This window comes from Massilia jejuensis (assembly GCF_042656795.1).
Classification (GTDB): domain Bacteria; phylum Pseudomonadota; class Gammaproteobacteria; order Burkholderiales; family Burkholderiaceae_D; genus Telluria; species Telluria jejuensis.
Genome location: NZ_JBHSMS010000004.1, coordinates 16,999 through 41,154, shown reverse-complemented (window position 1 = coordinate 41,154; position 24,156 = coordinate 16,999). Strand labels below are relative to the sequence as shown.

The 24,156-nt window shown below is 65.1% G+C and carries 22 protein-coding genes; 11 read left to right on the top strand and 11 right to left on the bottom strand.

Features of this window, described 5'->3' with window-relative positions:
• Positions 1-23 precede the first annotated feature (23 nt).
• Complete coding sequence (locus ACFPOU_RS01145) at positions 24-782, bottom strand: gamma-glutamyl-gamma-aminobutyrate hydrolase family protein (RefSeq protein ID WP_379715906.1); 759 nt, start codon at positions 780-782, stop codon at positions 24-26.
• A 318-nt stretch (positions 783-1,100) separates the two neighbouring features.
• Here ACFPOU_RS01145 and ACFPOU_RS01140 point away from each other — a divergent pair, with 318 nt between their 5' ends.
• A complete protein-coding gene (locus ACFPOU_RS01140) occupies positions 1,101-2,630 on the top strand; it encodes a L,D-transpeptidase family protein (RefSeq protein ID WP_379715903.1) in 1,530 nt (509 codons plus the stop codon).
• 99 nt (positions 2,631-2,729) lie between these two features.
• Complete coding sequence (locus ACFPOU_RS01135) at positions 2,730-3,038, top strand: DUF1540 domain-containing protein (protein WP_379715900.1); 309 nt, start codon at positions 2,730-2,732, stop codon at positions 3,036-3,038.
• 52 nt (positions 3,039-3,090) lie between these two features.
• Here ACFPOU_RS01135 and ACFPOU_RS01130 read toward each other — a convergent pair whose 3' ends face one another.
• On the bottom strand, positions 3,091-4,053 hold the full coding sequence (locus tag ACFPOU_RS01130; protein WP_379715897.1) for an L-lactate dehydrogenase: 963 nt from the start codon (positions 4,051-4,053) through the stop codon (positions 3,091-3,093).
• A gap of 176 nt (positions 4,054-4,229) precedes the next feature.
• Here ACFPOU_RS01130 and gabD point away from each other — a divergent pair, with 176 nt between their 5' ends.
• From gabD to ACFPOU_RS01115, 3 genes are all read left to right on the top strand, one after another.
• Positions 4,230-5,681 carry an NADP-dependent succinate-semialdehyde dehydrogenase gene (gene gabD / locus ACFPOU_RS01125; protein WP_379715890.1) on the top strand — a complete coding sequence of 484 codons (1,452 nt, stop codon included), beginning with the start codon at positions 4,230-4,232 and terminating at the stop codon, positions 5,679-5,681.
• Complete coding sequence (locus tag ACFPOU_RS01120) at positions 5,678-5,980, top strand: DUF4844 domain-containing protein (protein WP_379715887.1); 303 nt, start codon at positions 5,678-5,680, stop codon at positions 5,978-5,980. The genes gabD and ACFPOU_RS01120 overlap by 4 nt, the downstream gene beginning before the upstream one ends.
• A gap of 149 nt (positions 5,981-6,129) precedes the next feature.
• Entirely contained in the window at positions 6,130-7,854 is a 1,725-nt protein-coding gene (locus ACFPOU_RS01115) for a carboxylesterase/lipase family protein (protein WP_379715884.1), read from the top strand.
• A 48-nt stretch (positions 7,855-7,902) separates the two neighbouring features.
• Here ACFPOU_RS01115 and ACFPOU_RS01110 read toward each other — a convergent pair whose 3' ends face one another.
• The 6 genes from ACFPOU_RS01110 to hemH form a co-directional block, all read right to left on the bottom strand.
• Positions 7,903-8,292: a nucleotide pyrophosphohydrolase gene (locus ACFPOU_RS01110; protein WP_379715880.1), complete on the bottom strand. Its 390-nt coding sequence runs from the start codon at positions 8,290-8,292 to the stop codon at positions 7,903-7,905.
• Positions 8,289-8,966 (bottom strand): carbonate dehydratase, encoded by a 678-nt coding sequence (gene can / locus ACFPOU_RS01105; RefSeq protein ID WP_379715877.1) that lies wholly within the window; start codon positions 8,964-8,966, stop codon positions 8,289-8,291. Before can ends, ACFPOU_RS01110 begins: the two co-directional genes overlap by 4 nt.
• A gap of 148 nt (positions 8,967-9,114) precedes the next feature.
• A complete protein-coding gene (gene dnaJ / locus ACFPOU_RS01100; RefSeq protein ID WP_379715874.1) occupies positions 9,115-10,248 on the bottom strand; it encodes a molecular chaperone DnaJ in 1,134 nt (377 codons plus the stop codon).
• Between the two features lie 115 nt (positions 10,249-10,363).
• Entirely contained in the window at positions 10,364-12,304 is a 1,941-nt protein-coding gene (dnaK, locus tag ACFPOU_RS01095; RefSeq protein WP_379715871.1) for a molecular chaperone DnaK, read from the bottom strand.
• Between the two features lie 115 nt (positions 12,305-12,419).
• Positions 12,420-12,974, bottom strand: a complete 555-nt coding sequence (gene grpE, locus ACFPOU_RS01090) for a nucleotide exchange factor GrpE (protein WP_379715868.1) — start codon at positions 12,972-12,974, stop codon at positions 12,420-12,422.
• Positions 12,975-13,361: 387 nt separating this feature from the next.
• The gene (hemH, locus tag ACFPOU_RS01085; RefSeq protein ID WP_379715865.1) at positions 13,362-14,465 is read right to left on the bottom strand and encodes a ferrochelatase; all 1,104 of its coding nucleotides are present in this window, start codon (positions 14,463-14,465) and stop codon (positions 13,362-13,364) included.
• 221 nt (positions 14,466-14,686) lie between these two features.
• Between hemH and ACFPOU_RS01080 the strand changes: the two genes are divergently transcribed.
• Positions 14,687-15,214: an ATP-binding cassette domain-containing protein gene (locus tag ACFPOU_RS01080; RefSeq protein WP_379715862.1), complete on the top strand. Its 528-nt coding sequence runs from the start codon at positions 14,687-14,689 to the stop codon at positions 15,212-15,214.
• A 34-nt stretch (positions 15,215-15,248) separates the two neighbouring features.
• On the opposite strand, the gene ACFPOU_RS01075 is transcribed toward ACFPOU_RS01080, so the two are convergent.
• Entirely contained in the window at positions 15,249-15,677 is a 429-nt protein-coding gene (locus ACFPOU_RS01075; protein ID WP_379715859.1) for an organic hydroperoxide resistance protein, read from the bottom strand.
• Positions 15,678-15,893: 216 nt separating this feature from the next.
• Between ACFPOU_RS01075 and ACFPOU_RS01070 the strand changes: the two genes are divergently transcribed.
• Positions 15,894-18,452, top strand: coding sequence for a sensor domain-containing protein (locus ACFPOU_RS01070; protein WP_379715856.1), 2,559 nt, complete (start codon positions 15,894-15,896; stop codon positions 18,450-18,452).
• Between the two features lie 76 nt (positions 18,453-18,528).
• Here ACFPOU_RS01070 and recN read toward each other — a convergent pair whose 3' ends face one another.
• The gene (gene recN, locus ACFPOU_RS01065) at positions 18,529-20,193 is read right to left on the bottom strand and encodes a DNA repair protein RecN (RefSeq protein ID WP_379715853.1); all 1,665 of its coding nucleotides are present in this window, start codon (positions 20,191-20,193) and stop codon (positions 18,529-18,531) included.
• A gap of 27 nt (positions 20,194-20,220) precedes the next feature.
• Positions 20,221-21,123: an NAD kinase gene (locus ACFPOU_RS01060; RefSeq protein ID WP_379715850.1), complete on the bottom strand. Its 903-nt coding sequence runs from the start codon at positions 21,121-21,123 to the stop codon at positions 20,221-20,223.
• Between the two features lie 284 nt (positions 21,124-21,407).
• On the opposite strand from ACFPOU_RS01060, the gene ACFPOU_RS01055 reads away from it, so the two are divergent.
• The 4 genes from ACFPOU_RS01055 to ACFPOU_RS01040 all read left to right on the top strand — a co-directional run bounded on the left by ACFPOU_RS01055 (position 21,408) and on the right by ACFPOU_RS01040 (position 24,100).
• Positions 21,408-21,719: a hypothetical protein gene (locus ACFPOU_RS01055; RefSeq protein WP_379715847.1), complete on the top strand. Its 312-nt coding sequence runs from the start codon at positions 21,408-21,410 to the stop codon at positions 21,717-21,719.
• 15 nt (positions 21,720-21,734) lie between these two features.
• The gene (locus ACFPOU_RS01050) at positions 21,735-22,166 is read left to right on the top strand and encodes an OsmC family protein (protein ID WP_379715843.1); all 432 of its coding nucleotides are present in this window, start codon (positions 21,735-21,737) and stop codon (positions 22,164-22,166) included.
• A gap of 101 nt (positions 22,167-22,267) precedes the next feature.
• Positions 22,268-22,681 (top strand): lactoylglutathione lyase, encoded by a 414-nt coding sequence (gloA, locus tag ACFPOU_RS01045; protein WP_379715840.1) that lies wholly within the window; start codon positions 22,268-22,270, stop codon positions 22,679-22,681.
• Positions 22,682-22,864: 183 nt separating this feature from the next.
• Complete coding sequence (locus tag ACFPOU_RS01040; protein WP_379715837.1) at positions 22,865-24,100, top strand: hypothetical protein; 1,236 nt, start codon at positions 22,865-22,867, stop codon at positions 24,098-24,100.
• Positions 24,101-24,156 lie beyond the last annotated feature (56 nt).

Here is a 24,156-nt window from a genome sequence, read left to right as displayed (position 1 = left end):
CACTTCCCATTTCGTGCAGGCGGTCATGGGCGTCCCTGTCTTTTGGCGCGGTAGTCGCGGCAAGCCTGGCCGAAGGCGCCGAACATCTTCATCGAATACGGGTTGTGCGTGATGCGCCATTCGGGGTGCCATTGCACCGCCAGCGTGAAGCCGGGCGCGGCGCCGACCGAAAACGCTTCGACCAGGCCATCCTCGGCAACGGCCTCGACGGCCAGTCCCGGCGCCAGTTCGTTGACGCCCTGCCCGTGCAGCGAATTGACGGGAATTTCATCGGCGCCGACGATCCCGTGCAGCATCCCGCCCGCGGTCAGCCTGATCTTATGGGCGTCGCCGTATTGCTCATCCATGCCGAGCTCGGGTTTTTCGCGGTGGTCGAACTTGCCTTCCACCAATTGCACCGCCTGGTGCAGCGAGCCGCCGAGCGCCACGTTCATCTCCTGGAAACCGCGGCAGATCGCGATGATCGGAATACCCCGTCCGACCGCCGCCCGGATCAGCGGCAAGGTCGTTTCGTCGCGCGCAGGGTCTTGCGGCAAGGACGGGTCGAGCACCTCTTGCGAGTAATAGCTGGGGTGCACATTCGAGGCTGACCCGGTGAGCATGATCCCGTCGCACAGCTGCAGCATCGTCTCCAGGTCGAGATCCTTGCCCAGCGAGGGCAGGATCATGGGCGCGCAGTCGGCGCCGAGGACGATGGCGTCCACATACTTGTGCTGGGCCGCATGGTACGGGTGTTCGCCGAAGTCACGCGTGCAAGCTGGAACGATAACGATGGGGCGCATGGTTTCTACCTTGTCTCGAAGCGCACTGGGACCATCATACGAGCAATCTGGTCGGAGCGCGAGTAGCCGTTAATCCAGATCAAACACGGTGCCTTTAACTCGCAAGCATTGTGTCGACCTGCTAAAAAATCTGCGGTTTCATAACAAAATTTTAACGTTAACTCAAGAATGCTGCCAACACGAACGGGCGCGCCGCGCGCCAGCGCGCCGGGAACCTTGCTCTGGCCAACCCGATATTTGATTTAGATCAATGACAAGCTGCCGTGCAAATCACTATCTTGGCGTCCAAGCTTATTCTTTTGGATTCCGCCCCGCGCCATGCCTTCCCCGTCAGCGCAGTCCCTCGCGCCCATGCTGGTACGCCGCCTGTGCCCCGTCCTGTTCGTCCTCGTCCATGCACTGGCCGCCGCGGCGCAGGCGCTTGCGCCCGCACCGGAGGTACCGTGGCTGGCCGATGGCGCCGCGCAGGCGCGGCTGGCCGTGCGCCTGCTCGGCCAGGCCGGGGCGCATGGCCTCAATCCCGAGCGCTACGGCGCCGCCGACCTGGCGCGCCGTCTCGATGCGCAGCGCGACGCAGCCGCCGAGATCGCGCTCGAGCGCGATCTCGGGAAAGCGATGCTGCGCTACCTCGAGGAGCTGCATGCGGGCCGCACGCCGTCCGCGTACCGCGCGCCGGACCGGGAAGGCGCTGCCGACCTGGCGCCGCTGCTGGCCCAGGCCGTACGCGCCGGCCGCCTGGAACAGCTGGTGGACGATGCCGCGCCGGCCTTTCCCCTGTACCGCAGGGTGATGGCCAGCCTGGCGCACTACCGCGCGCTGGCGCGCCTGCACCCGGACTGGCCGCCCCTGCCGGCGGCCGCGGGCGGGGTCGCCGCGGGCGACCGCTATCCCGGCGCGGCATCGCTGGGCGAGCGGCTCCAGGTGCTGGGCGACCTCGACGCCGCCCCCGCCGGCGGGGACATCTACACCGAGGAACTGGCGGCGGCGCTCAGGCGTTTCCAGGCGCGCCATGGCCTGGCCGAGGACGGCGTGCTGGGGCCGCAGACCCTGGCGGCCCTGGCGGTGCCCCCGCGGCACCGGGCCGCGCAACTGGCGCTGACCCTGGAACGCCTGCGCTGGCTGCCGCCGCTGCCGCCCGGGCGCGCGGTGGCGGTGAACCTGCCGGCCTACCGCCTGTGGGCCTTCGACAGCAGCGCGGACGCGGACGCGCCGCCGCTGGAAATGCGCATCATCGTCGGCACCGCGGCGAAAACGCCGACGCCGCTCTTCATCGGCCAGATGCGCTACCTCGAATTGAATCCGTACTGGAACGTTCCGCGCAGCATCGCGCTGGGCGAGATCCTGCCCAAGCTGGCGCGCGACAGCGCCTACCTCGCCAGGAACGACATGGAACTGGTTGGGCCCGACGGCCGGGTCATTGCGCACCCGGACGCGGCCCTTGCGGCGCTGCGCGCCGGCACCGCGCGGATCCGCCAACGGCCGGGCGAACGCAATGCGCTCGGCGCCCTGAAATTTGCCATGCCCAACCCGATGAACATCTACCTGCACTCGACCTCTGCCAAGGAGTTGTTCGAGCGCCGCCGGCGCGACCTCAGCCACGGCTGCATCCGCGTCGAGCACCCGGTCGCGCTGGCGCAGTTCGTGCTGGCCGATACGCAGGCGTGGCACGCGGACGCCATCGAGGCGGCCATCCGCAGCGGCAAAACGAGGACCGTGGCGCTGCCGGCCCCGGTGCCGGTGGTGCTGTTCTATGCGACCGCCATTACCGAACGCGATGGCCGCATCGTCTTCGCCGAGGATATCTATGGACGCGACGGCCCCCTGCTCGAAGCGCTCGCGCGGCCCTGACGCGGGACGGCGGCGCGGACCTGCCTGTCGCGCCGCACTTTCGGCCGGCCAGGGCATCTAACTTGAATCGACGCCTTTTTCCAGCACGTGGAGGTCATCATGAAGAGGATTGCAATCGACATGCCCGTGGTCGGGGAATGCCTTGTCGCCGAGTGCGCCTACAACACGGGCAACTGCTGCCGCGCCCGCGCCATCACGGTCGGGGATGGCATTCATCCGGGCTGCGACACCTTCCTGGACGCGACGCCGCATTCGCGCGCCAGGCAAGGCCAGGCGGGCGTGGGCGCCTGCAAGGTAGCGGCCTGCCAATACAACGACGATTACGAATGCATGACCGACCAGATCGCGGTAGGCCATGCCGACAATGGCGTTTCCTGCCTGACATACCGGCAACGGGCTGCTCCTTGACAAGGCGTGCACGGCGCACCCCGGCCAGACCCCGGCCGGGAGACAGCCTGCATCAGCCAGCCATGCCCGGGGACGCCGCCTGCGGTCCGAGGGTGGCGCGGATGGCCGCGGCCGACCGGACCAGGCTTTCCGTTTCCTCGCTTGACAGCGGAACCGGAATGACCTGGCGCACCCCCGAGCGGTCGATGACGGCAGGCAAGCTCAGGCACACATCGCGGATGCCGTAGTGGCCGTCGACCAGGGTCGATACCGTCAGTACCGATGCCTGGTCGCGCACGACCGCTTCGATGATCCGGGTGAGCGCGACGGCGATCGCGAAATTGGTGGCGCCCTTGCGGCGGATGATCTCGTAGGCCGCATTGCGTACCCGCCCCTCGATCGCCGCCATGTCGCGCGCATCGCAGCACATGCCGGTCAAGCGGCAGAATTTGTCGAGCGGCACGTTTGCCAGCGTGGCCGTCGACCAGGCGACGAATTCGCTGTCGCCATGTTCGCCCAGCACATAGGCGTGGACGTTGCGCCCGTCCACCGCGTAATGGGCGGCCAGCTCGGAACGCAGGCGCGCGGTGTCGAGCACCGTTCCCGATCCGAAGACGCGCGAGGCCGGCAAGCCGGACAGGCGCAAGGCGACCCAGGTCAGGGCGTCGACCGGGTTAGTGGCGATCAACAGCAGGCCGTCCGGATTGCAGTGCGCGACGCGCGGCACGATGCTTGCGAGCACTGCGGTATTGCGCTGCAGGAGCGCCGGCCTGCTTTCGCCCGGCTGTTGCGCAACGCCGGCGGCGATGACGGTGACGCTGGCGCCGGCGGTGGCGGCCAGGCCGGCGGCGCCGACGCGTACCGGCGCGTGAAACGGCGCGCCATGGGCAATATCCATCGCTTCCCCTTCGGCGCGCTGGACATCGTCGTCGATCAAGACGATCTCGCGCGCGATGCCGGCGCCGGCGAGCGTATAGGCCAGGGTGCTGCCGACGCGACCGGCGCCGACGATGGCAATCTTCGTTCTCTCGTCCATCGGATGTCCTCCGATCGTGCACGTCCGCCCGCGCCGACCGCGCTTGCCGGCTGCACGCCCCCATGATCGCACCGGCGGCCTGCCGGTTCAAGGACCGCCGCACCGTATCCCGCGTGCGCGCCTGAAAAGGTCTACCATGTGACACCGAACATGACTCAATGCCAACGAGGAGACCCATGCTGACCCTGAACGACCCTTCCCTGCTGCGCCAGCAAGCCTATATCGACGGCGCATGGTGCGATGCCGACGAATCGGCCACGGTCGACGTGATCAATCCCGCCACCGGCGACAAACTGGGCACGGTGCCGCACATGGGCGCCCGGGAAACCCGGCGTGCGATCGAGGCCGCCGCCGCCGCCTGGCCGGCCTGGCGCAAGAAAACCGCGCGCGAGCGCAGCCTCGTGCTGCGCAAGTGGAACGACCTGATGCTGGAAAACGCCGACGACCTGGCGCGCATCATGACGGCCGAGCAAGGCAAGCCGCTGGCCGAAGCCAAGGGCGAAGTTGCCTATGCCGCCTCCTTTCTCGAGTGGTTCGGCGAGCAAGCCAAGCGCGTTGCCGGCGAGACCCTGCAGTCGCCCTGGCCGGACCGCCGCATCGTCGTCACGAAAGAGCCGGTCGGCGTCTGCGCGGCCATCACGCCGTGGAATTTTCCGGCCGCGATGATCACCCGCAAGGTCGGCCCGGCGCTGGCCGCCGGCTGTCCGATCGTCCTGAAACCGGCCGAGCTGACGCCCTATTCGGCCCTGGCCCTGGCCGTGCTGGCCGAGCGCGCCGGCGTGCCCAAAGGCGTGTTCAGCGTTGTCGTCGGCGATGCGAAAGCCATCGGCGGCGAGCTGACGGGCAATCCGACCGTGCGCAAGCTCAGCTTCACCGGCTCGACCGCCGTCGGCCGCCTGCTGATGGAACAATGCGCGCCGACGATCAAGAAAGTCTCGCTGGAGCTGGGCGGCAACGCTTCCTTCATCGTGTTCGACGACGCCGATCTCGACGCGGCCGTGGAAGGGGCGATCGCCTCGAAATACCGGAATGCCGGCCAGACCTGCGTCTGCGCCAACCGCATTTATGTGCAGGATGGCATCTACGAAGCCTTCGCCGCGAAGCTGGTCGCGGCCGTGGAAAAATTAAAAGTCGGCAATGGCGTCGAGGCAGGGGTGAACCAGGGCCCGCTGATCGAAGAAAAGGCCGTCCTGAAAGTCGAGCAGCACATTGCCGATGCCCTCGCCAAGGGCGCGCGCCTGCTGCTGGGCGGCAAGCGCCACGCGCTCGGCCACAGCTTCTTCCAGCCGACCGTGCTGGCCGACGTGACGGCCGACATGGCCGTCGCGCGCGAAGAAACCTTCGGCCCGCTGGCGCCGCTGTTCCGTTTTAGCACCGAAGACGAAGTCATCGCGCTGGCGAACGATACCGAGTTCGGACTGGCCTCCTATTTTTACTCGCGCGACATCGGGCGCGTCTGGCGCGTCGCCGAGCAGATCGAGACCGGCATGGTGGGCGTCAACACCGGACTGATCTCGACCGAAGTGGCACCCTTCGGCGGGGTCAAGCAATCCGGTCTCGGCCGTGAAGGGTCGATCTACGGGATGGACGACTACCTGGTCGTCAAGTACATCTGCATGGGCACGTGATCGTGGCCGGCGTGGTCGATGCGCCGCTGTTCGTCGTGCCGCGGGTGCTCGACGCGCTGCGCGCGTACCAGGCGAGTGCGCCGCCCGGCTTGCCCGATGCGCTGGCGGCCACGCTGCTGGCGGGAATCGAAGCGCATCCGACCAAGTTCTGGGTCATGACGCAGTTCCAGAAGACGCTGGCGCGGATTCCCGCCGGCGATGCGGCCACGCGCGATCACGTCTGCAAGGAACTCGAAACGCTCATGGATCTTCTCGGCATCCGCAGTTCGGACGGGGTCCTGGGCCCGGAGCGGCGCTGACAGGCGCGCGGCACGGCCTGCCACCCCTCTTCCTTTCTTCTGCGTATTTGCTCCGCAGCCAACAATAACCAGATATGATCAATTGAAAATAAACAATTGGTCAACCTCGCTACGCCCTTACCCAACGTCAACGAATCAGGAGACACGCAGTGAACAAGAAAGCGTCGAAACACCCCCGCCAACTCAACGCGGTACTGGCCTCGGGCGTCGCGGCGGTGCTGGCCGCCTGCGGCGGCGATTACTCCGACCCGAGCAGCGCGATGGATGTCGTGCGCACCGCCGGCGGCGAAGTGCGCGCCATCGACCGGCTCGGCATGCGCAGCTATTTCGCCATTCCCTTCGCCGCGCCGCCGGTCGGCGCGCGCCGCTGGACGGCGCCGGCCGCCCCGCAAGCATGGACCACGGCCCTGGCGAACACGAAATCGGCCGCACCCTGCCTGCAGACCAGCGCCAGCCCCTTCCGCCTGCCCGGCGACAGCGAGGATTGCCTCTACCTCGACGTGCACGTGCCGACCGGGCTCGGTCCTTTCCCGGTGATGGTCAACCTGCACGGGGGCGCCTTCAATACCGGCGGCACGTCGGTGTATGCGGACCCGTCGCCGCTGGTGAACAAGGGCGTGATCGTCGTCAACGTGGCCTACCGGCTCGGCGCCATGGGCTTCCTCGCGCATCCGGCGCTGGCGCTCGACGGCGCGGCCGGCAACTACGGCATCATGGACCAGCAAGCCGCCTTGAAATGGGTACAGGACAATATTGTCCAGTTCGCCGGCGAGAAGAACAATGTGACCCTGTTCGGCGAATCGGCCGGCGGTTTCAGCGTGATGACGCATCTCGCCTCGCCGGGATCGAAAGGCCTGTTCAACAAGGCCATGATCCAGAGCGGCAACTACGGCAACGACCGCCAGCTGAGCGCGGCGCAGATGGGCGCCGCCAGCAGCGCCATCGTCGACACGGCGATCAATGCCGCCACCGCCGCGGGCGTCGCCGGCATCGGCTGCGCACCGGGCGCGGTCACCGCGGCCTGCCTGCGCAGCCTGCCGGACTCGGTGATCCGCACCCATCTGGCCACGGCCATCAACACGGCGCTGCCGATCATGGTGCCGTCGGTGGACGGCAAGGTGCTGACCAAATCGGTCAAGGCGACCTTCGCGGCCGGCGAAAACATCAAGGTGCCGACCGTCAACGGCACCAACGAAAACGAGTACACGCTCTATGTTGCGATCAATGAAGCGGCGCGCCGGGCAGCGGCATCGCCGCCGAATTTCGATCCGGCCAACACCAGTTTCGCGCTGCCGCCGGCGGGCTATGCGCCGACGGTGGCCGGCTTGACGGCGGGCTCGGGCGCCAACGTCGCCGACATCGTCACCAGGCTGTATCCGCTGGCCGCTTACGGCAGCAATCCCGCCTTGCAGCCGAGCCTGGCGGTGTCGGCCATGGCGACCGACCTGGGCTTCGCCTGCCCGGCCTTGCGCACCTCGCAGCGCATCGCCGCCCAGGGTTCGCCGGTGTGGATGTACGAATTTCGCGACCAGACGGCCCTGCCCACGGTCGGCGTGGCCAACGGCAGCTACTACCTGAGCTTCCCGCAAGGAGCGGCGCACTCGTATGATTTGCAGTACCTGTACAACCTGGGCGACCTGGGCAATGCCGAACGGCGTGAATTGCAGATGGCGATGACGCGTTACTGGAGCAATTTTGCGAAGACGGGCAATCCGAACGGCGGCGACGCGGTGCCGGCGAACTGGCCGGCGTTTACGGGGCCGTCGACCGTGCTCGGACTCGATGTGGCGTCGGGCGGGGGTGTTGCGCCCTTGACCAGCTTCGATGCGGACCACAAGTGCACGAGCGCCTGGAATAACATCGTGACGTTTTGACGAAGCGGGGTGGGCACTGCGTGCCCACCCTCGATCCACCGCCGCCTGTTATTCGTCGCTGGTCGCGTCGTCTTGGTAAGCGCGGTACTTGCGCGCGTCGCCGCGCACCTTGTCCGCCGGGTATTTGGCGCGGTTCAAGACCATCTTTGCTTCCACCGCCGCCATCAGGTCGACGTCGAGTTTATCGGCCAGGCGCACCAGGTAGACCAGGACGTCGGCCATCTCGTGGCGCACCTGTTCCAGCCCGGCGGCGCCGAGCTCGTCGCTGCGGCCGTGCTGGAGCCACTGGAAGTGTTCCAGCAATTCGGCCGCCTCGACCGACAGCGCCGCCGCCAGATTCTTCGGCGTATGGAACCGGTCCCAGTCGCGCTCGTCCACGAAGACGCGCACGAGCGCGCGCAGGCGGGCCAGGTCGCCCTGCCCGGCCGGCGCGTTCACTGGCCGTCCGCGCGGTCGCGGTAGCCGTCGAGCACGACCGCCAGCTTGGGGGCGATTTCCTCGAAGCTGCTGACCGTGACGCCGAGGTCGCGCAGCAAGCCGTCGTGGACACCGTAGACCCAGCCGTGGATGGTCAGCGGCTGGCCGCGTTCCCAGGCGTCGCGCACGATCGTCGTTTGCGCCACGTTGATGACCTGTTCGGCCACGTTCAGTTCGACCAGGCGGTTCGTCGCCGGGGCGCCGGCCACGTTGCCGAGGTATTTGCCATGCTTGTCGCGCACGTCGCGCACGTGGCCGAGCCAGTTGTCGGCCAGGCCGACGCGCGTTCCCGTGAGTGCCGCGTGCACGCCTGAGCAGCCATAGTGGCCGCAGACGATGACATGCTTGACCTTCAGCACGTCGATCGCGAATTGCAGCACGCTCAGCGCGTTCAGGTCGGAATGCACGATCACGTTGGCGATATTACGGTGCACGAACAATTCGCCCGGCGCCATGCCGAGCAATTCATTGGCCGGCACGCGGCTGTCCGAGCAGCCGATCCACAGGTATTCCGGGGCTTGCTGAGCAGCCAAAGATTTGAAGAAATTCGGGTTCTCTTCGACCATCGAGGCGGCCCATTTGCGGTTGCGTTCGAAGAGATCGGCGGCCGTCAGGCCAGTGGTTTTGTTATCCAATGTTTTCCCCTATGTTTGTACATGACACGGCCCGGCGGCGCCGTGAGGTTTGGTGAGAATCCAATATTGTAGACGCAACCGCGCATACGGATGGGGCATAAAAAAACCGCCGAGGGCTTGCGCCACTCAGCGGTTATCGAACAGGTGCTTATTCGAAGAAGTCTTTCACTTTATCCATCCAGCCCTTGCTTTGCGGACTGTGCTTGGCGCCCCCTTCGTTGGTCAGGCGGTCGAACTCGCGCAGCAAGTCCTTCTGCTTTTCGGTCAGCTTGACCGGGGTTTCGACGACCATGTGGCAGAACAAGTCGCCCGCATAGCCCGAACGCACGCCCTTGATGCCCTTGCCCTTCAAGCGGAAGGTCTTGCCGGTCTGGGTGCCTTCCGGCACCGTAAACGAGACCTTGCCGGTCAGCGTAGGCACTTCGATTTCGCCGCCGATGGCCGCCTTCGTGAACGAGATCGGCATTTCGCAATGCAGGTCGTCGCCCTCGCGCTGGAACACGGCATGCGGCTTGATGTGGATTTCCACATACAGGTCGCCCGACGGGCCGCCGTTCGTGCCCGGTTCGCCGTTGCCGGTCGAGCGGATGCGCATGCCGTTGTCGATACCGGCCGGGATCTTGACTTCCAGCGTCTTGTTGCGCTTGATGCGTCCGGCGCCGCTGCAGGCCGCGCACGGTTCCGGAATCATCTTGCCGCTGCCATGGCACTTCGGGCAGGTCTGCTGGATGCTGAAGAAGCCCTGCTGCATGCGCACCTGGCCATGGCCGGCGCAGGTGGTGCAGGTGACGGGCTGGGTGCCCGGCTTGGCGCCGCTGCCGTGGCAGGTGTCGCACTTATCCCAGCTCGGCACGCGAATGGTCGTGTCGAAACCGTTGGCGGCCTGTTCCAGCGTGATTTCGAGGTTGTAGCGCAGGTCGGCGCCCCGATAGACCTGGGGGCCGCCCGCGCTTCGGCCGCCCCGTCCGCCACCGAAGATGTCGCCGAAGATATCGCCGAAGGCATCGCCGAAACCGCCGGCGCCGCCGCCAAAGCCGCCACCGCCGCCCATGTTCGGGTCGACGCCGGCGTGACCGTAGCGGTCATAGGCCTCGCGCTTTTCCGGATTGGTCAGCATCTCGTAGGCCTCTTTGACCTCCTTGAACTTCTCTTCCGCTTCCTTGTTGTCCGGGTTGCGGTCAGGGTGGTACTTCATCGCCAGTTTGCGATACGACTTCTTGATCTCTTCTTCCGAAGCACCCTTCGCGACCCCAAGGATCTCGTAAAAATCACGCTTTGCCATTTGGCACCTTGCTGTTATCTACTGAATCGAACTGTCTGAGCAAAAAAACCGAGCCGCGCAAGAAACATTGCATCGGCTCGGCCGTTCCAGGAGGGTTTCCCCGCCCGCGACGCGCTTACTTCGCGTCCTTCACTTCCTTGAAGTCGGCATCGACGACGTCGTCAGCCTGGGCCGACGATTCGCCACCCTGCTGCGCGCCAGCCTCGGTGCCCGCGCCACCGGCCTGCTGCGCCTGCATGTCGGCGTACATCTTCTCGCCTAGCTTTTGCGCAGCGCTCGTCAGCGCAGCCGTCTTGTTGTCGATGTCGGCCTTGTCGCCGGACTTGATCGAGCCTTCGAGGTCGGCAATCGCCGCTTCGATCTTTTCCTTCTCGCCCGCTTCGAGCTTGTCGCCGTATTCGGTCAGCGACTTGCGGGTCGAGTGCACCAGCGCGTCTGCCTGGTTGCGCGACTCGGCCAATTCCTTGACCTTCTTGTCTTCCTCGGCGTTCAGCTCGGCGTCCTTCACCATCTTCTGGATCTCGTCCTCGGTCAAGCCCGAGTTCGCCTTGATGGTGATCTTGTTTTCCTTGCCAGTGGCCTTGTCTTTCGCGCCGACGTGCAAGATGCCGTTGGCGTCGATATCGAAGGTCACTTCGATCTGCGGGGTGCCGCGTGCCGCCGGCGGAATGCCCTCGAGGTTGAATTCGCCCAGGCCCTTGTTGCCGGCCGCGATTTCACGCTCGCCCTGGTAGACCTTGATCGTCACGGCCGGCTGGTTGTCGTCGGCCGTCGAGAACACCTGCGAGAACTTGGTCGGAATCGTGGTGTTCTTGTGAATCATCTTGGTCATCACGCCGCCCAGGGTTTCGATACCGAGCGACAGGGGCGTCACGTCCAGCAGCAGCAAGTCCTTGCGCTCGCCCGACAGGACCGAGCCCTGGATGGCGGCGCCGACGGCGACGGCTTCGTCCGGGTTCACGTCCTTGCGTGGATCCTTGCCGAAGAACTCTTTCACCTTTTCTTGCACCTTCGGCATGCGGGTCATGCCGCCGACCAGGATGATGTCGTCAATGTCGGTGACCTTGACGCCGGCATCCTTGATGGCGATACGGCATGGCTCGATGGTCTTGGCGATCAGTTCCTCGACCAGCGACTCCAGCTTGGCGCGGGTCATTTTCAGGTTCAGGTGGACCGGCGCGCCGTTCGCCATGGCGATGTACGGCTCGTTGATTTCAGTCTGCTGCGACGACGACAGTTCGATCTTGGCGCGCTCGGCCGAAGCCTTGATGCGCTGCAGGGCAATCGCATCCTTCGACAGGTCGAGGCCGTTGATCTTCTTGAATTCGTCGATGATGTAATCGATGACGCGCTGGTCGAAGTCTTCGCCGCCGAGGAAGGTGTCGCCGTTGGTCGACAGCACTTCGAACTGCTTCTCGCCTTCCACGTCGGCGATTTCGATGATCGAGACGTCGAAGGTGCCGCCGCCGAGGTCATACACGGCGATCTTGCGGTCGCCCTTTTCGGTCTTGTCCAGGCCGAAGGCCAGCGCGGCTGCGGTCGGCTCGTTGATGATGCGCTTGACGTCCAGGCCCGCGATGCGGCCGGCGTCCTTCGTTGCCTGGCGCTGCGAGTCGTTGAAATAAGCCGGCACGGTGATGACCGCTTCGGTGACTTCCTCGCCGAGGTAGTCTTCGGCGGTCTTCTTCATCTTGCGCAGGATTTCAGCCGAAACCTGCTGCGGCGCCAGCTTCTTGTCGCGCACGCCGATCCAGGCGTCGCCATTGTCGGCCTTGACGATCGCGTAAGGCATCAGCGAGATGTCCTTCTGGACTTCCTTTTCGTCGTACTTGCGGCCGATCAGACGCTTGACGGCGAACAGGGTGTTCTTCGGGTTGGTGACGGCCTGGCGCTTGGCCGGTGCACCGACGAGGATCTCGCCATCTTCCTGGTAAGCGATGATCGACGGCGTGGTACGCGCGCCTTCCGCGTTTTCAATGACCTTCGGCTGGCCGTTTTCCATGATCGCAACGCACGAGTTCGTGGTGCCCAGGTCGATACCGATGATTCTGCCCATGATTTTGTTCCTTTAAATGTACTAAGTTTCGGATGTATTTGAATATTGGGAAAAACTGCGTGCTTTCAAGGGCCGGTCATTCTCACCTTTTGCCGATCAGCACCGGATGTTTTTCTTATTTTGGCTGCGCCGCAGTGACGATGGCCGGACGCAGCAGGCGGTCGGCGATCATGTAACCCTTTTGCAGGACGGCGACCACGGTGTTCGCTTCCTGGTCGGCCGGCACGACGGCCACGGCCTGGTGCTTGTTCGGATCGAGCTTGTCGCCCGGGGCCGGCATGATTTCGACCAGACGGTTTTTTTCGAACGCGGCAGTCAGTTGCTTGAGCGTCATTTCGACGCCTTCCTTGATCGACTCGACCGTCGGCGCCTCGACCTTCAATGCCATCTCGAGGCTGTCGCGCACCGGCACCATGGCTTCGGCGAAGCTTTCGATCGCAAACTTGTGGGCCTTGCTGACGTCTTCCTGGGCGCGGCGGCGCATGTTCTCGGCATCGGCCTTGGCGCGCATGAAGGCATCATGCATTTCAGCCAGCTTCGCCTCGGTTGCGCTCAGCTGTTCTTCGAGGCCCGGTGCGGCGCCTGCCGCGCTGGCCTGGTTAGCCTGGTCAGCCGAAGCGGCATCGCTCTCCGGCTGGGAAATCACCTCTGGATTTTCTTGATCGTGCATCGAAAAGACTCCTGGAATCAAATACTTGGCTGAATTATGAGACGGACACACCTCGTCGTACAGCGCCGCATATGGGGCGATCTCCTACAAATTCAAGGGGTACTGAACAGAGGTCGGCAGAAGTCCGACAACATTTGTTACAAGATTTACCGATGAGCTGATTCTTTCCGCGGCTGCGAGTCTTACCATGTTCACAAGACGCGTCAGGACGTCATCGAACCAGCCACAGGACCAAGGGAACCAGCATGAGATTGCAGTTGATCAGCAGCGCCGTCGTGATCTATACCGCGCTCGCAGTAGCGTGCATCTGCTACGCGGGGCTGTAGGGCACGCCGCCGGAACCTGCCATTCTAGCAGGTGGCGCCGGCCGGCTAACCGACGCGGCACTCAAGCGCCGAGACGCCGGGCGTTTTCGCGGCCGAGGTCGGCGTCGCGCCGCTCGGCTTCGCGCTGGGACGGGCTCATCATCGTCGGCCACCCGATCAGGTGCTGCTCGGCGATTTCGGCCAGGCCCACGATCCAGGTCGGTGACTCGTTCAGGCAAGGGATGTAATGGAATTCCTTGCCGCCCGCGCTTTCGAAATCATGCTTCACTTCCATCGAGATTTCTTCCAGGGTTTCCAGGCAGTCGCTGGTGAACCCGGGGCAAATCACGTCCACGCGCGCCACGCCCTGGCGGGCGAGCTCCTGCACGGTCGGCGCCGTATACGGCTGCAGCCACTCGGCCTTGCCGAAGCGCGACTGGAAAGTGACGACATAATCGTCGGGCCCCAGGCGCAGGCGCGTGGCCAGCAGGCGCGCCGTCTTCTGGCATTCGCAGAAATAGGGGTCGCCCAGCATCAGCGTGCGCTTCGGGACCCCATGGAAACTCATCACCAGCTTCTGGCCGCGTCCGTGCGCTTCCCAGTGCGCCAGTACGATGTCGTGCAGCGCGTCGATATAGCCGTCGTGGTCGTGGTAGTGCTTCACCAGGCGCAGCTCGGGCACGTTGCGCACGCCCTTGTAGTGGTCGAAGACGGCGTCCCAGATCGAGGCGGTGGTGGTGCCGGAATACTGCGGATAGGCCGGCAGGACGGCGATGCGGTCGCAATTGTGCGCCTTCAGTTCGTCGAGCACCTGCGCGATCGACGGCGAACCGTAGCGCATCGCCATGCGCACCTGCACGCCCTCGTGGCCGCGTTCCTCGAGCGCGTCGGCCAGCAGGTTCGCCTGCTGCTGTGTGTGCACTTTCAAGGGCGAACCCTCGCGCGTCCAGATCGTCTGGTATTTCCTGGCCGAGGCACCGGAGCGCAGCGGCAGGATGATCAGGTTCAGGATGAACCACCACACCAAGCGCGGAATTTCGACCACGCGCGGGTCCGACAGGAATTGCTTGAGGTAGCGCTTGACGGCGGCGCGCGTGGGCGCATCGGGCGTGCCGAGATTGACCAGGACGATGGCGCTCCGGGCAGGGCTGCCGTGGGTGTGGGGGGGTTCTTGTCGAAAGGCCATAAACTTGAAAAATAGCAAAAGAGCTCATTATAAGTGCGATGTGCACGCCATTTTGCCGATACTGCCATATATGACGATCAGATCAGCGACTTCATGCTGCGGTTACACAGCGACCCTTATTCCTGGTAACCTTTATATATTGCCAACTTCCAATAATGTGGCGATCATGTCCCAGCCGACAGGCTCGTGGACAGGCATTAACCTGACATGAACTGGCTTGCATGACCGATTCGATGGAGGGGCGCACGGGCGCCACCGAGCTGTTCCGGCTGGAGCGGGTCGGCAAGCAATACCATGGCGGCGGCTGCACGATCCACGCGTTGCAGGATGTCTCGCTGAGCCTGCATGCCGGCGAAATCCTCGGTCTATTGGGACCGAACGGGGCCGGCAAGACGACGATGATCAAGCTCCTGGCTTGCCTGCTCGAGCCCGACAATGGCCAGCTGTACTGGCGCGGCGCGCCGGTGCGCAACAAGCGCCACCTGGGCCAGGTCGGCCTGGCGCAGGAAGGCCGCGGCGCCTTCAACGAACGCCTGTCGACGCTGGAAAACGCCCGCTATTTCTGCAACCTGCGCGGCGAACGGTTCGATCCGGCCTATTGCGCCGAGCTCGGCGCCCTGCTCGAAGCGGCCGACCTGCGCGCCCCGGTGTGCGGCGCCAATTCGGCCGCCTATCTGGCGCTGGGCCTGCTGCTGTTCGCGTGGATGGAAAGGCGCGCACGCCGCATCGGCGTGCGCGGCCACTGGTAGCGGCAGCCCGGCATGGCGCCGGGCCGGGGTGAGGTCAGGTCGTCACCTTCAGGCGCACGTCGATGTTGTTGCGCGTGGCATTCGAATACGGGCAGACGATGTGGGCCTTGTCGACCAGTTCCTGCAATTGCTGTTGGTCCATGCCGGGACCGTGGATCGCCAGGTCGACCTCGATGCCGAAACCGGTCGGGATGGGGCCGATGCCGACTTCGCCCGTCACGGTCAGCTCTGGCGGCAGCGTCACCTTGGCCTGGCCGGCGACGAACTTCAGCGCGCCCAGGAAGCAGGCCGAATAGCCGGCCGCAAACAGTTGTTCGGGATTGGTGCCGGTGGCGCCGTTACCGCCCAGTTCCTTCGGCGTGGTCAACTTCAGGTCCAGCACGCCGTTGTCGCTGCGCGACGTTCCCTCGCGGCCGCCTTGCGAGGTGGCCTTGGCGCGGTACAGGACTTTGTCGATGCTCATGGATTCCTCCGTGGTTGGGTTGGAAAGAGATTGTGGCAGATGCGGCAGGCGCGCAGCGCTCGCCAGCGCGGCTGTGCCGGGGACCAATTTTTTTTGTACCTTTCCCTATGCCCGGCACAACAAAATTCATGTAAATTCGATCTCGATACCCAGTCGGAATACGAGGCAAGTCCTGGCCCGAACCGACCGCGCGCGTTGAACCGCCGACACGAACCAATGTCTTCGCCACCACCCGACCGTTCTTCCGATCCAGGCCATGACGTGCGCAGCGCGCTGGCATCGCTCGGCTTGCACAAAGGCATCGAGGGCAGCGTCCTGTCCTTCCTCCAGCATCAGATCCGCGACGTCATCTTCGTCCTCGAGGTCACGCGGCAGGAAGAACTGCACTACCGGTTCGTCTACGTGAACGCCGCTTTCGAAGCGACCACGGGCGTGCCGCCCGGCGCCGTCGTCGGCAAACCGGTCGAAGACGTCATCCCGGCCGAATCGATCGCCCTGGTCCGCGCCAAATACCGGCAAGCCATCGACACGGGCCAGAGCGTGCACTGGGATGAAGTAACGACCTATCCCACCGGTACCAAGGTCGGCGAAGTCACGGTCACCCCGGTCCTGGACGCCGCAGGAGCCTGTTCGATCCTGATCGGCAGCGTGCACGACGTGACCGAACGGCATCGGGCGCAGGCCCATCTGGCGGAGCTGGAAGAGCGCTCGCGCCTGGCGCTGGAAGCGTCCGGATCGGGCGCGTTCGACTGGCATGCCGATAGCAATCAGATCCTGCTCTCCAACCAGTGCTCCCGGCTGCTGGGCTACACGGCGGAAAAGCTCGATCTCGACACCTCGCGCATGCGCCGCCTCGTGCATCCGGACGACCTGCTCGATACGGTGGTGAGCCTGCGCCGGATACGCGCCGGCAGCCTGCCCACGTTTTCCGTCGAATTCAGGCTGCGGCACCTGTACGGGCACTGGATCTGGCTGCGCTGCCACGGGCGCGCGCTGAAGGACGATGCCGGCGAGGTCAGCCGGGTGTTCGGCACTCTCTCCGACATTACGCCGGCCAAGGACGCCGAAGAAATGATGACGCGCGCCTCGCTGGTGTTTGCCCATAGCAGCGACGCCATCGCCATCAGCGACGCCGCCGGGCGCATCGTCATGGTCAACCCCGGTTTCACCCGCATGCGCGGCTACGACGAGGACGAAGTCATCGGCCGCAGCGCAGGCTTCTACAATGTCGACCTGGCACGGGAAGGCCAGCACGAAGCCGTGCGCGCGCACCTCCTGGCCGCCGGCCACTGGCGCGGCGAAATCTGGAGCCGTCACAAGGACGGGCACCTGATCGCCGAAAACCGCTCGGTCACCGCCGTCAAAAGTGCTTCCGGCGGCGTGCGCAACTACATCGAAATCGCGAGCGACATCACGCGCGCCAAGAAAGACGAGGAACTGCTGTGGCGCCAGGCCAATTTCGACAGCCTGACCGGCCTGCCCAACCGGCACTTGTTCCTCGACCGGCTGCGCCAGGCGATCAAGGGCAGTCACCGCGGCGAACACCCGGCGTTTTCGCTGCTGTTCATCGACCTGGACCAGTTCAAGGAAGTCAACGACACGCTCGGCCACGCCTTCGGCGACCAGTTGCTCAAGGAAGCGGCGCATCGCCTGCTCGGCTGCACGCGCGAGACCGACACCGTTTCCCGCCTCGGCGGCGACGAGTTCACCGTATTACTCGTCGACATGCACAATCTTGCCAACGAGGATGCGTATGTCATCGAACGCGTCGCCCGCGAGGTCATCGACGTCATGAGCCGGCCCTTCCATATCGATGGCGAGAGCCTGTACCTATCGGCCAGCATCGGCATCACGCACTTCCCGGGCGACGCCGTTGACGCCGACACCCTCCTGAAACATGCGGACCAGGCCATGTACGAAGCAAAGCGCCTGGGGCGCAACCGCGTCGCCTATTTTTCGCCCGCCATGCAGGAGCGCGCCCAGGAACGGCGGCGCATGAGCGACGACCTGCGCCTGGCCATCGAACAGCAGCAACTGCACGTGTATTACCAGCCGATCGTGCACATGGACACCGGACGGGTGGTCAAGGCGGAAGCCCTGCTGCGCTGGCAGCATCCCGAGCGCGGCTGGATCAACCCTGCCGAGTTCATTCCGCTGGCCGAGGAAACCGGCCTCATCTTCGACATCGGCGAATGGATTTTCCATACGGTGGTGACCGATACGGCGCGCTGGATACGGGAGCAAGGGCAAACCATCCAGGTCAGCATCAATGTCTCGCCGGTGCAGATCGCCAAGGGCGGCGACAGCATGGCCCGCTGCATCGCCTTCTATGAAGCGCAGGCCTTGCCGCACCATTCGATCGTGGTCGAAGTCACCGAAGGGGCGCTACTGGAACACGACGAGACGGTCGAAGCGCGCCTGCGCCAGCTGGCCGAGCACGGCATCGCCCTGGCGCTCGACGACTTCGGCACCGGCTATTCATCGCTGTCGTACATCCAGCAATACCAGTTCGAATTCCTCAAGATCGACCGCACCTTTGTCGACAACATGAAGACCGCAAGCCGCCAGCTGGCGCTGTGCAAGACCATCATCGACATGGCGCACACGCTGGACATGCGCGTGATTGCGGAAGGCATCGGCAGCGAGCACGAGGCCACCTTGCTGCGCCAGGCCGGATGCGATTTCGGGCAGGGATATTTCTTCCACCAGCCAAAGACGGCGCAGGCGTTCGAGGGCTTGCTGTGTTCCCAGGCCGCGGTACCGGATCGAGGCTAAGGGCTCGCCTAGAGCGCTCGATGCGCGTGCAGTCGAGGCCGTGTCCGAATGTCAGACGTGACCCCACTTTTTCACCTCAAGACGCCAGCAATTCCCGCGCATGCTTGCGGGTCGTCTCCGTTATCTCGATCCCGCCCAGCATGCGCGCTACTTCTTCCACGCGTGCGCGGCTGTTGAGGATCTCGATGCGCGATACCGTGCGGCCCTCGCCGGTCGTGCCCTTGGCGACCTGGAAGTGCTGGTTGGCCTGGCTTGCCACCTGCGGCAAGTGGGTCACGCACAGCACTTGCCGTTCCTGGCCCAGGCGTTTGAGCAGGCGTCCAACCACTTCGGCCACGCCGCCGCCGATGCCGCTGTCGACCTCGTCGAAAATCAGGGTCGGCGTGGTGGTGGCGTTCGAGGTGATGACGGAAATGGCTAGCGAGATGCGCGCCAGCTCGCCGCCCGAAGCGACTTTCGCCAGCGGGCGCGGTGCCACGCCGGCATGGCCGGCGACCAGGAATTCGACCACTTCGAGGCCGTGCGCGCCCGGCTCGCCGGGAATCAGGCCGACCTCGAAACGTCCGCCGCCCATGCTCAACTCCTGCATCGCGTTCGTCACTTGCTCGCCCAGGGCGCGGGCAGCGGCGATGCGCCTGCCGGAGAGCCGGTCGGCCACCTTGCGGTAGGCCGCTTCGGCCTTGGCTTCCTGGCGCTTCAAGCCTTCCATGTCGCTGGCGTCGGCCAGCTGGCGCAGCTTGGCGCTGAGCGCCGCGTGTTCCTCGTGCAGTTCTTCCGGCGCGACATGGTATTTGCGCGCGGCGCTGTGCAGCGCGTCCATGCGCGCATCGACTTCGCGCAGGCGGGCCGGGTCGAGCTCGACCTTGTCGATATAGCTGTTGAGCGCATACACGGCCTCCTGGAGCTGGATGCGGGCCGGTTCCATGCAGTCGAGCACGGTTTGCAGTTCGGCGTCGACATCGACCAGCTTGCCCAGCCTGGTGTTCAGGGAGGACAGCTGCGACAGGATCGGGTGGTCCGATTCCGAGATCGCGGCCAGGGCTTCCTGCGCGCCTTCGATCAGGCTGGCGGCGTGCGACAGACGGCTGTGCTCGTTCGTGATCTCGATCCATTCGCCGGCCTTCGGCGCCAGCTTGTCGAGCTCGCTCACCTGCCATTCCAGGCGCTCGCGCTCGATCAGCACGTTCTTCGCGTTGGTTTCGTATTCCTCGCGCTGGCGCGACAGCGCACGCCAGGCGCGCCAGGCGGCGGCCACTTCCTGCGCTTCGGCGGCGGCAGCAGGGTCGCGCACGGCAATCTGGTTGTCGAGCAGCGCGCGCTGCGCGTCCGATTTCAGCAGCGACTGGTGCGCATGCTGGCCGTGGATGTCGACCAGCATCTCGCCGAGCTCGCGCAACTGGCCGGCGGTGGCCGCGATGCCGTTGATATAGGCTTTCGAGCGGCCGGCGTTGTCGATCACGCGGCGCAGCAGCGCCCCGCCCTCCTCGCTGGCGAACGCGTTCTGCTCGAGCCAGCACGTGGCGGCGTCGGTGAGCGCGAAGTCGGCCGTGATGTCGGCCTTGGCCGCGCCTTCGCGCACCATGCTGGCGTCGCCGCGGCCGCCCAGGGCCAGCTGCAGCGCATCGATCAGGATCGATTTGCCCGCGCCGGTCTCGCCGGTCAGGACCGAGAAGCCACGGGCGAATTCGAGTTCGATGGCGTCGACGATGACGAAGTCGCGGATGGTCAGTGTGCGCAGCATGAAAAAAGGGGTCTCCCGGAATGGAATTTATTTGAGCTTGCCGTCGTTCGACGGGTATTCGTGCCAATGCAGCTTTTCGCGCAGCGTATGGTAGTAGCTCCAGCCTTCCGGATGCAGGAAAGTGATGGTGTTCGGCGAACGCGAAATGACGATTTCGTCGCCATGCTGCAGCGAGGCGAAGGTCTGCATGTCGAAGTTCACCGAGGTGTCCCGGCCGCTGACGATCTCCACCACGATCTTGCTGGTGTCCGGAATGGCGATCGGCCGGTTCGAGAGCGCATGCGGCGCGATCGGCACCAGCACGATGCCTTGCAGGCTGGGATGCAGCAGCGGCCCGCCCGCCGACAGCGCGTAGGCGGTCGAGCCGGTCGGCGTCGACACGATGAGGCCGTCCGAACGCTGGTTGTACATGAAATGGCCGTCGACCGTCACGCGCAGCTCGACCATGCCGGCGCCGCTGCCGCGCGCCACCACGATGTCGTTGACGGCCACGCCGCAATGAATCATTTCGCCGCCACGCATCACGCGCCCTTCCAGCAGGGCACGATTTTCTGCGGTGGATTTGCCTTGCAAGATTTCGCCCAGCGCCGGCAGCATGCGCTCGACCGGGATGTCGGTAATGAAGCCGAGGCGGCCGAGGTTGATGCCGATCAGGGCGATCTCGTATTTGGCCAGCTGGCGCGCGATGCCGAGCATGGTTCCGTCGCCACCCATGACAATCGCCAGCGGGGCGTGCTCGCCGATCTCGGCGACCGTCATCGTCTCGACGCCGGGCATGCCGAGGTGGGCGGCGGTGTCCGCCTCGAACACGACGCGGTGCCCGGCCTCTTGCAGGAAGGCGACGATGCTGGCCACCGGCTCTTCGATGCCGGCCGTGTTTTGCCGTACCACCAGCGCGATGATCGATTGCGATTCGGGTGTAAGGGGCATAAGGTCTCTCGGCGATGGGTGGGCGAACACGCTGGAGATTAACCGATAATCACGGTCGCTGCCACCCGGCCGCGCATCGACTACTGTACAAAATAACAGTATAAATGCGGCGCACGCCATCCCGCAAGACCAGCCGGCCACGGCCGGTGCCGCGGCGGGACTTGCCGGCAAGTATAGAAAAGGCCGAGGCAGCGCTTTGGTTGCAAGAAGGAATCATCCAATTGCGCGACTGCGCACGAGACGACGCGTTAGGATTCAGGCAAGAGTCAGCACAGGAGAACCCCATGGTTATCGAAACCAAAGACCGCTTCGTCAACACCGCCACGAAGATCGAAAACGACGGCGTCAAGCGCTCGCCGCACGAGCGGGACGAGTCGCCCGACGGCCAGGACACGCGGCCGCGCGGCATCATGAAACAGGCGGCCGAAGACCTGGCGCAAGGCCTGGTCGACACCGACCTGCGCAATACGCCCGGCATCAGCGAAGCGGTCGAACCGAAAGCCGGCGCCACCGGCCAGGCCAATCCGCAACCCGACCGCCACGAATCGATGCGCGATCACGACGTGGCCGCGCCCGTTCCACGCAAACCCAACTAACGAGGACTTTTACTCATGACCATCAAACGTAACGGCAGCGCCGTCTGGAGCGGCGGCATCAAGGATGGCAAGGGCGCCGTCTCGACCGGCAGCGGCGCGCTCAAGGATGCGCAATACGGCTTCAACACCCGTTTCGAGGACGGCCCCGGCACCAATCCGGAAGAACTGATCGGCGCCGCGCACGCGGGCTGCTTCACGATGGCCCTGTCCGGCCAGCTGGGCAAGGCCGGCATGACGGCGCAGGAACTGCGCACCACGGCCACGGTGTCGATGGAAAAAGAGGGCGACGGCTTCACCATCACCGCCGTGCACCTGGACCTGGTGGCCAGGATCCCCGGCGCCAGCCAGGAAGCCTTCGACCAGGCCGCCAAGACCGCCAAGGAAAACTGCCCGGTGTCGAAGCTGCTCAATGCCGACATCACGCTGAGCGCGCGCCTGGAAAACTGATTCGCGGCCGCATACCGGGCCCGGCCAAATATGGCCGGGCCCGGCAGAGAATCGTCGGAGCGCATAAAATTGCCGTTTCGATTTTCCGGAAAGACCCTACCATGCGCTTCCTGCACACCATGCTTCGCGTCGGCGACCTGCAGCGTTCGATCGACTTCTATACCAAGGTGCTCGGCATGAAACTGCTGCGCACCAGCGACAATCCCGAATACAAGTACACGCTGGCCTTCCTCGGCTACGGCAGCAACCCGCAACACGCCGAGCTCGAACTGACCTACAACTACGGCACCGACCGCTACGACATGGGCACCGCCTATGGCCATATCGCCATTTCCGCCGAAGACATCTACGCCACCTGCGACGCCGTGCGCGCCGCCGGCGGCAACATCACGCGCGAGCCGGGGCCGGTCAAGGGCGGCAGCACCGTGATCGCGTTCGTGACCGATCCGGATGGCTACAAGATCGAGTTCATCCAGCGCAAGGACGACGGCGTACCCGGCGGCCTGGGCGCATAAGGCCTTGCCCGGCGCACCTGCACCGACGGCGCTCCGGCGCCGTTTTTCTTTTGCGAAGCTTTTTGCTGTTATTGCTTACCGTCAACAAGGCATTTGACCGGCGCCAAGCAAACTCTTCAATGTGTGAACAAAAGCGCGCGCGCACTCCTAGACTGAACCGTCAACTCGTCAATGGAGCGCGCCATGTTCTCTTCCCGTTCAGTCACCGCAACTTCCCTGCCCCGTCATGCGACCACGGCGTTCGTACTGGCGGCCTTGCTGGCCGCCTGCGGCGGCGGTGGCGGCGGGCATCCCGTCGCGCAGCCTGCGCCGCCGGCTGCGCCTGCGCCCCCGGCCGACGCTGGTCCGCTCTACGATTACAGCCCGCTCGGCCTGCCGGGCATCATTTACGGCGACGTTGCGCGCCAGGGCATCGCCAACGGCGGCCTGGTCGCGGGCACCTCGTGGGATGCGGTGGGCAATACGCGCGCCTTCTTCTACAACGGCAAGACGAATATCGATCTCGGCAGTTTGGGCGGCAACGCCTCGCGGGCGTTTTCGGTGAACCGCTGCGGCCAGGTCGCCGGCTGGGCCACCACCGCCGCCGGGGCGCCGCACGCCTTCTTCTACGACGGCACCCTGCGCGACCTGGGCACGCTCGGCGGCGCCGATTCGTATGGCAACGCGATCACTACCTGCGGCAAGGTGGTCGGCTGGGCCGCCAATGGCGCCGGCCAGTGGCATGCCTTCTACCACGACGGCAAGGCGATGCGCGACCTCGGCACCTTCGGCGGCACCAGCTCGTTCGCGCTCGCCGTCAACAGTGTCGGGCAGGTCGCCGGCTATGCCTACGGTCCGGGCAACGCCTGGTACCACGCCTTCCTGTACGACGCGCGCAGCGGCGCGCCGATCCAGGACCTGGGCTCGCTGAGCCAGGACTCGCTGGCGCAGGACATCAACGACGCTGGGCAAGTGGTGGGCTATTCGCGCGACGCGGGCGGCGACTTGCGCGCCTTCCGCTTCGACGCCGGCACGCTGCACGATCTCGGCCTGCCGCCAGCGGCGCTGGGCTCGGCGGCGCGCGCGATCAATGCCAGCGGCTGGGCCGCCGGTTATGTCTACTACCCCGACGGCCGCCAGGTCGCCTTCCTGCATGACGGTACCACCCTGCGCGAACTCGGCAGCCTCGGCGGTACCCGTTTTTCCGATGCCGTGGCGATCAACGCGGCGGGCCTGGTCGTGGGCTCGTCGATCGACCCGGCAACGCACGCCGAGCATGCGACCGCCTGGGGCGTCGGCTACGGCCTGGTCGACCTGAACGCGCGCGTGAAGGACTTGCCGAGGGACGTGGTGCTGGTGGCGGCGCTGGCGCTGGCCGACGACGGTGCGATCGTCGTGCGCACGAATGGCGGATTGGGACTGCTGCGTCCGCGTAAATAGCGGCGTGCCAAACAAGACGGCGCCGGTGCAATGGCACAGGCGCCGTTTTTTATTTG

Excerpts from the sequence above, each read along its gene's own strand:
- ACFPOU_RS01080 (WP_379715862.1), top strand. The coding sequence starts at position 14,687 with ATGACCGATTCGATGGAGGGGCGCACGGGCGCCACCGAGCTGTTCCGG.
- dnaK (WP_379715871.1), bottom strand. The coding sequence starts at position 12,304 with ATGGGCAGAATCATCGGTATCGACCTGGGCACCACGAACTCGTGCGTT.
- ACFPOU_RS01145 (WP_379715906.1), bottom strand. The coding sequence starts at position 782 with ATGCGCCCCATCGTTATCGTTCCAGCTTGCACGCGTGACTTCGGCGAA.
- grpE (WP_379715868.1), bottom strand. The coding sequence starts at position 12,974 with ATGCACGATCAAGAAAATCCAGAGGTGATTTCCCAGCCGGAGAGCGAT.
- ACFPOU_RS01050 (WP_379715843.1), top strand. The coding sequence starts at position 21,735 with ATGACCATCAAACGTAACGGCAGCGCCGTCTGGAGCGGCGGCATCAAG.
- recN (WP_379715853.1), bottom strand. The coding sequence starts at position 20,193 with ATGCTGCGCACACTGACCATCCGCGACTTCGTCATCGTCGACGCCATC.
- ACFPOU_RS01130 (WP_379715897.1), bottom strand. The coding sequence starts at position 4,053 with ATGGACGAGAGAACGAAGATTGCCATCGTCGGCGCCGGTCGCGTCGGC.
- ACFPOU_RS01140 (WP_379715903.1), top strand. The coding sequence starts at position 1,101 with ATGCCTTCCCCGTCAGCGCAGTCCCTCGCGCCCATGCTGGTACGCCGC.
- dnaJ (WP_379715874.1), bottom strand. The coding sequence starts at position 10,248 with ATGGCAAAGCGTGATTTTTACGAGATCCTTGGGGTCGCGAAGGGTGCT.
- gloA (WP_379715840.1), top strand. The coding sequence starts at position 22,268 with ATGCGCTTCCTGCACACCATGCTTCGCGTCGGCGACCTGCAGCGTTCG.
- ACFPOU_RS01070 (WP_379715856.1), top strand. The coding sequence starts at position 15,894 with ATGTCTTCGCCACCACCCGACCGTTCTTCCGATCCAGGCCATGACGTG.
- ACFPOU_RS01040 (WP_379715837.1), top strand. The coding sequence starts at position 22,865 with ATGTTCTCTTCCCGTTCAGTCACCGCAACTTCCCTGCCCCGTCATGCG.
- ACFPOU_RS01055 (WP_379715847.1), top strand. The coding sequence starts at position 21,408 with ATGGTTATCGAAACCAAAGACCGCTTCGTCAACACCGCCACGAAGATC.
- ACFPOU_RS01075 (WP_379715859.1), bottom strand. The coding sequence starts at position 15,677 with ATGAGCATCGACAAAGTCCTGTACCGCGCCAAGGCCACCTCGCAAGGC.
- hemH (WP_379715865.1), bottom strand. The coding sequence starts at position 14,465 with ATGGCCTTTCGACAAGAACCCCCCCACACCCACGGCAGCCCTGCCCGG.
- ACFPOU_RS01060 (WP_379715850.1), bottom strand. The coding sequence starts at position 21,123 with ATGCCCCTTACACCCGAATCGCAATCGATCATCGCGCTGGTGGTACGG.
- gabD (WP_379715890.1), top strand. The coding sequence starts at position 4,230 with ATGCTGACCCTGAACGACCCTTCCCTGCTGCGCCAGCAAGCCTATATC.
- ACFPOU_RS01135 (WP_379715900.1), top strand. The coding sequence starts at position 2,730 with ATGAAGAGGATTGCAATCGACATGCCCGTGGTCGGGGAATGCCTTGTC.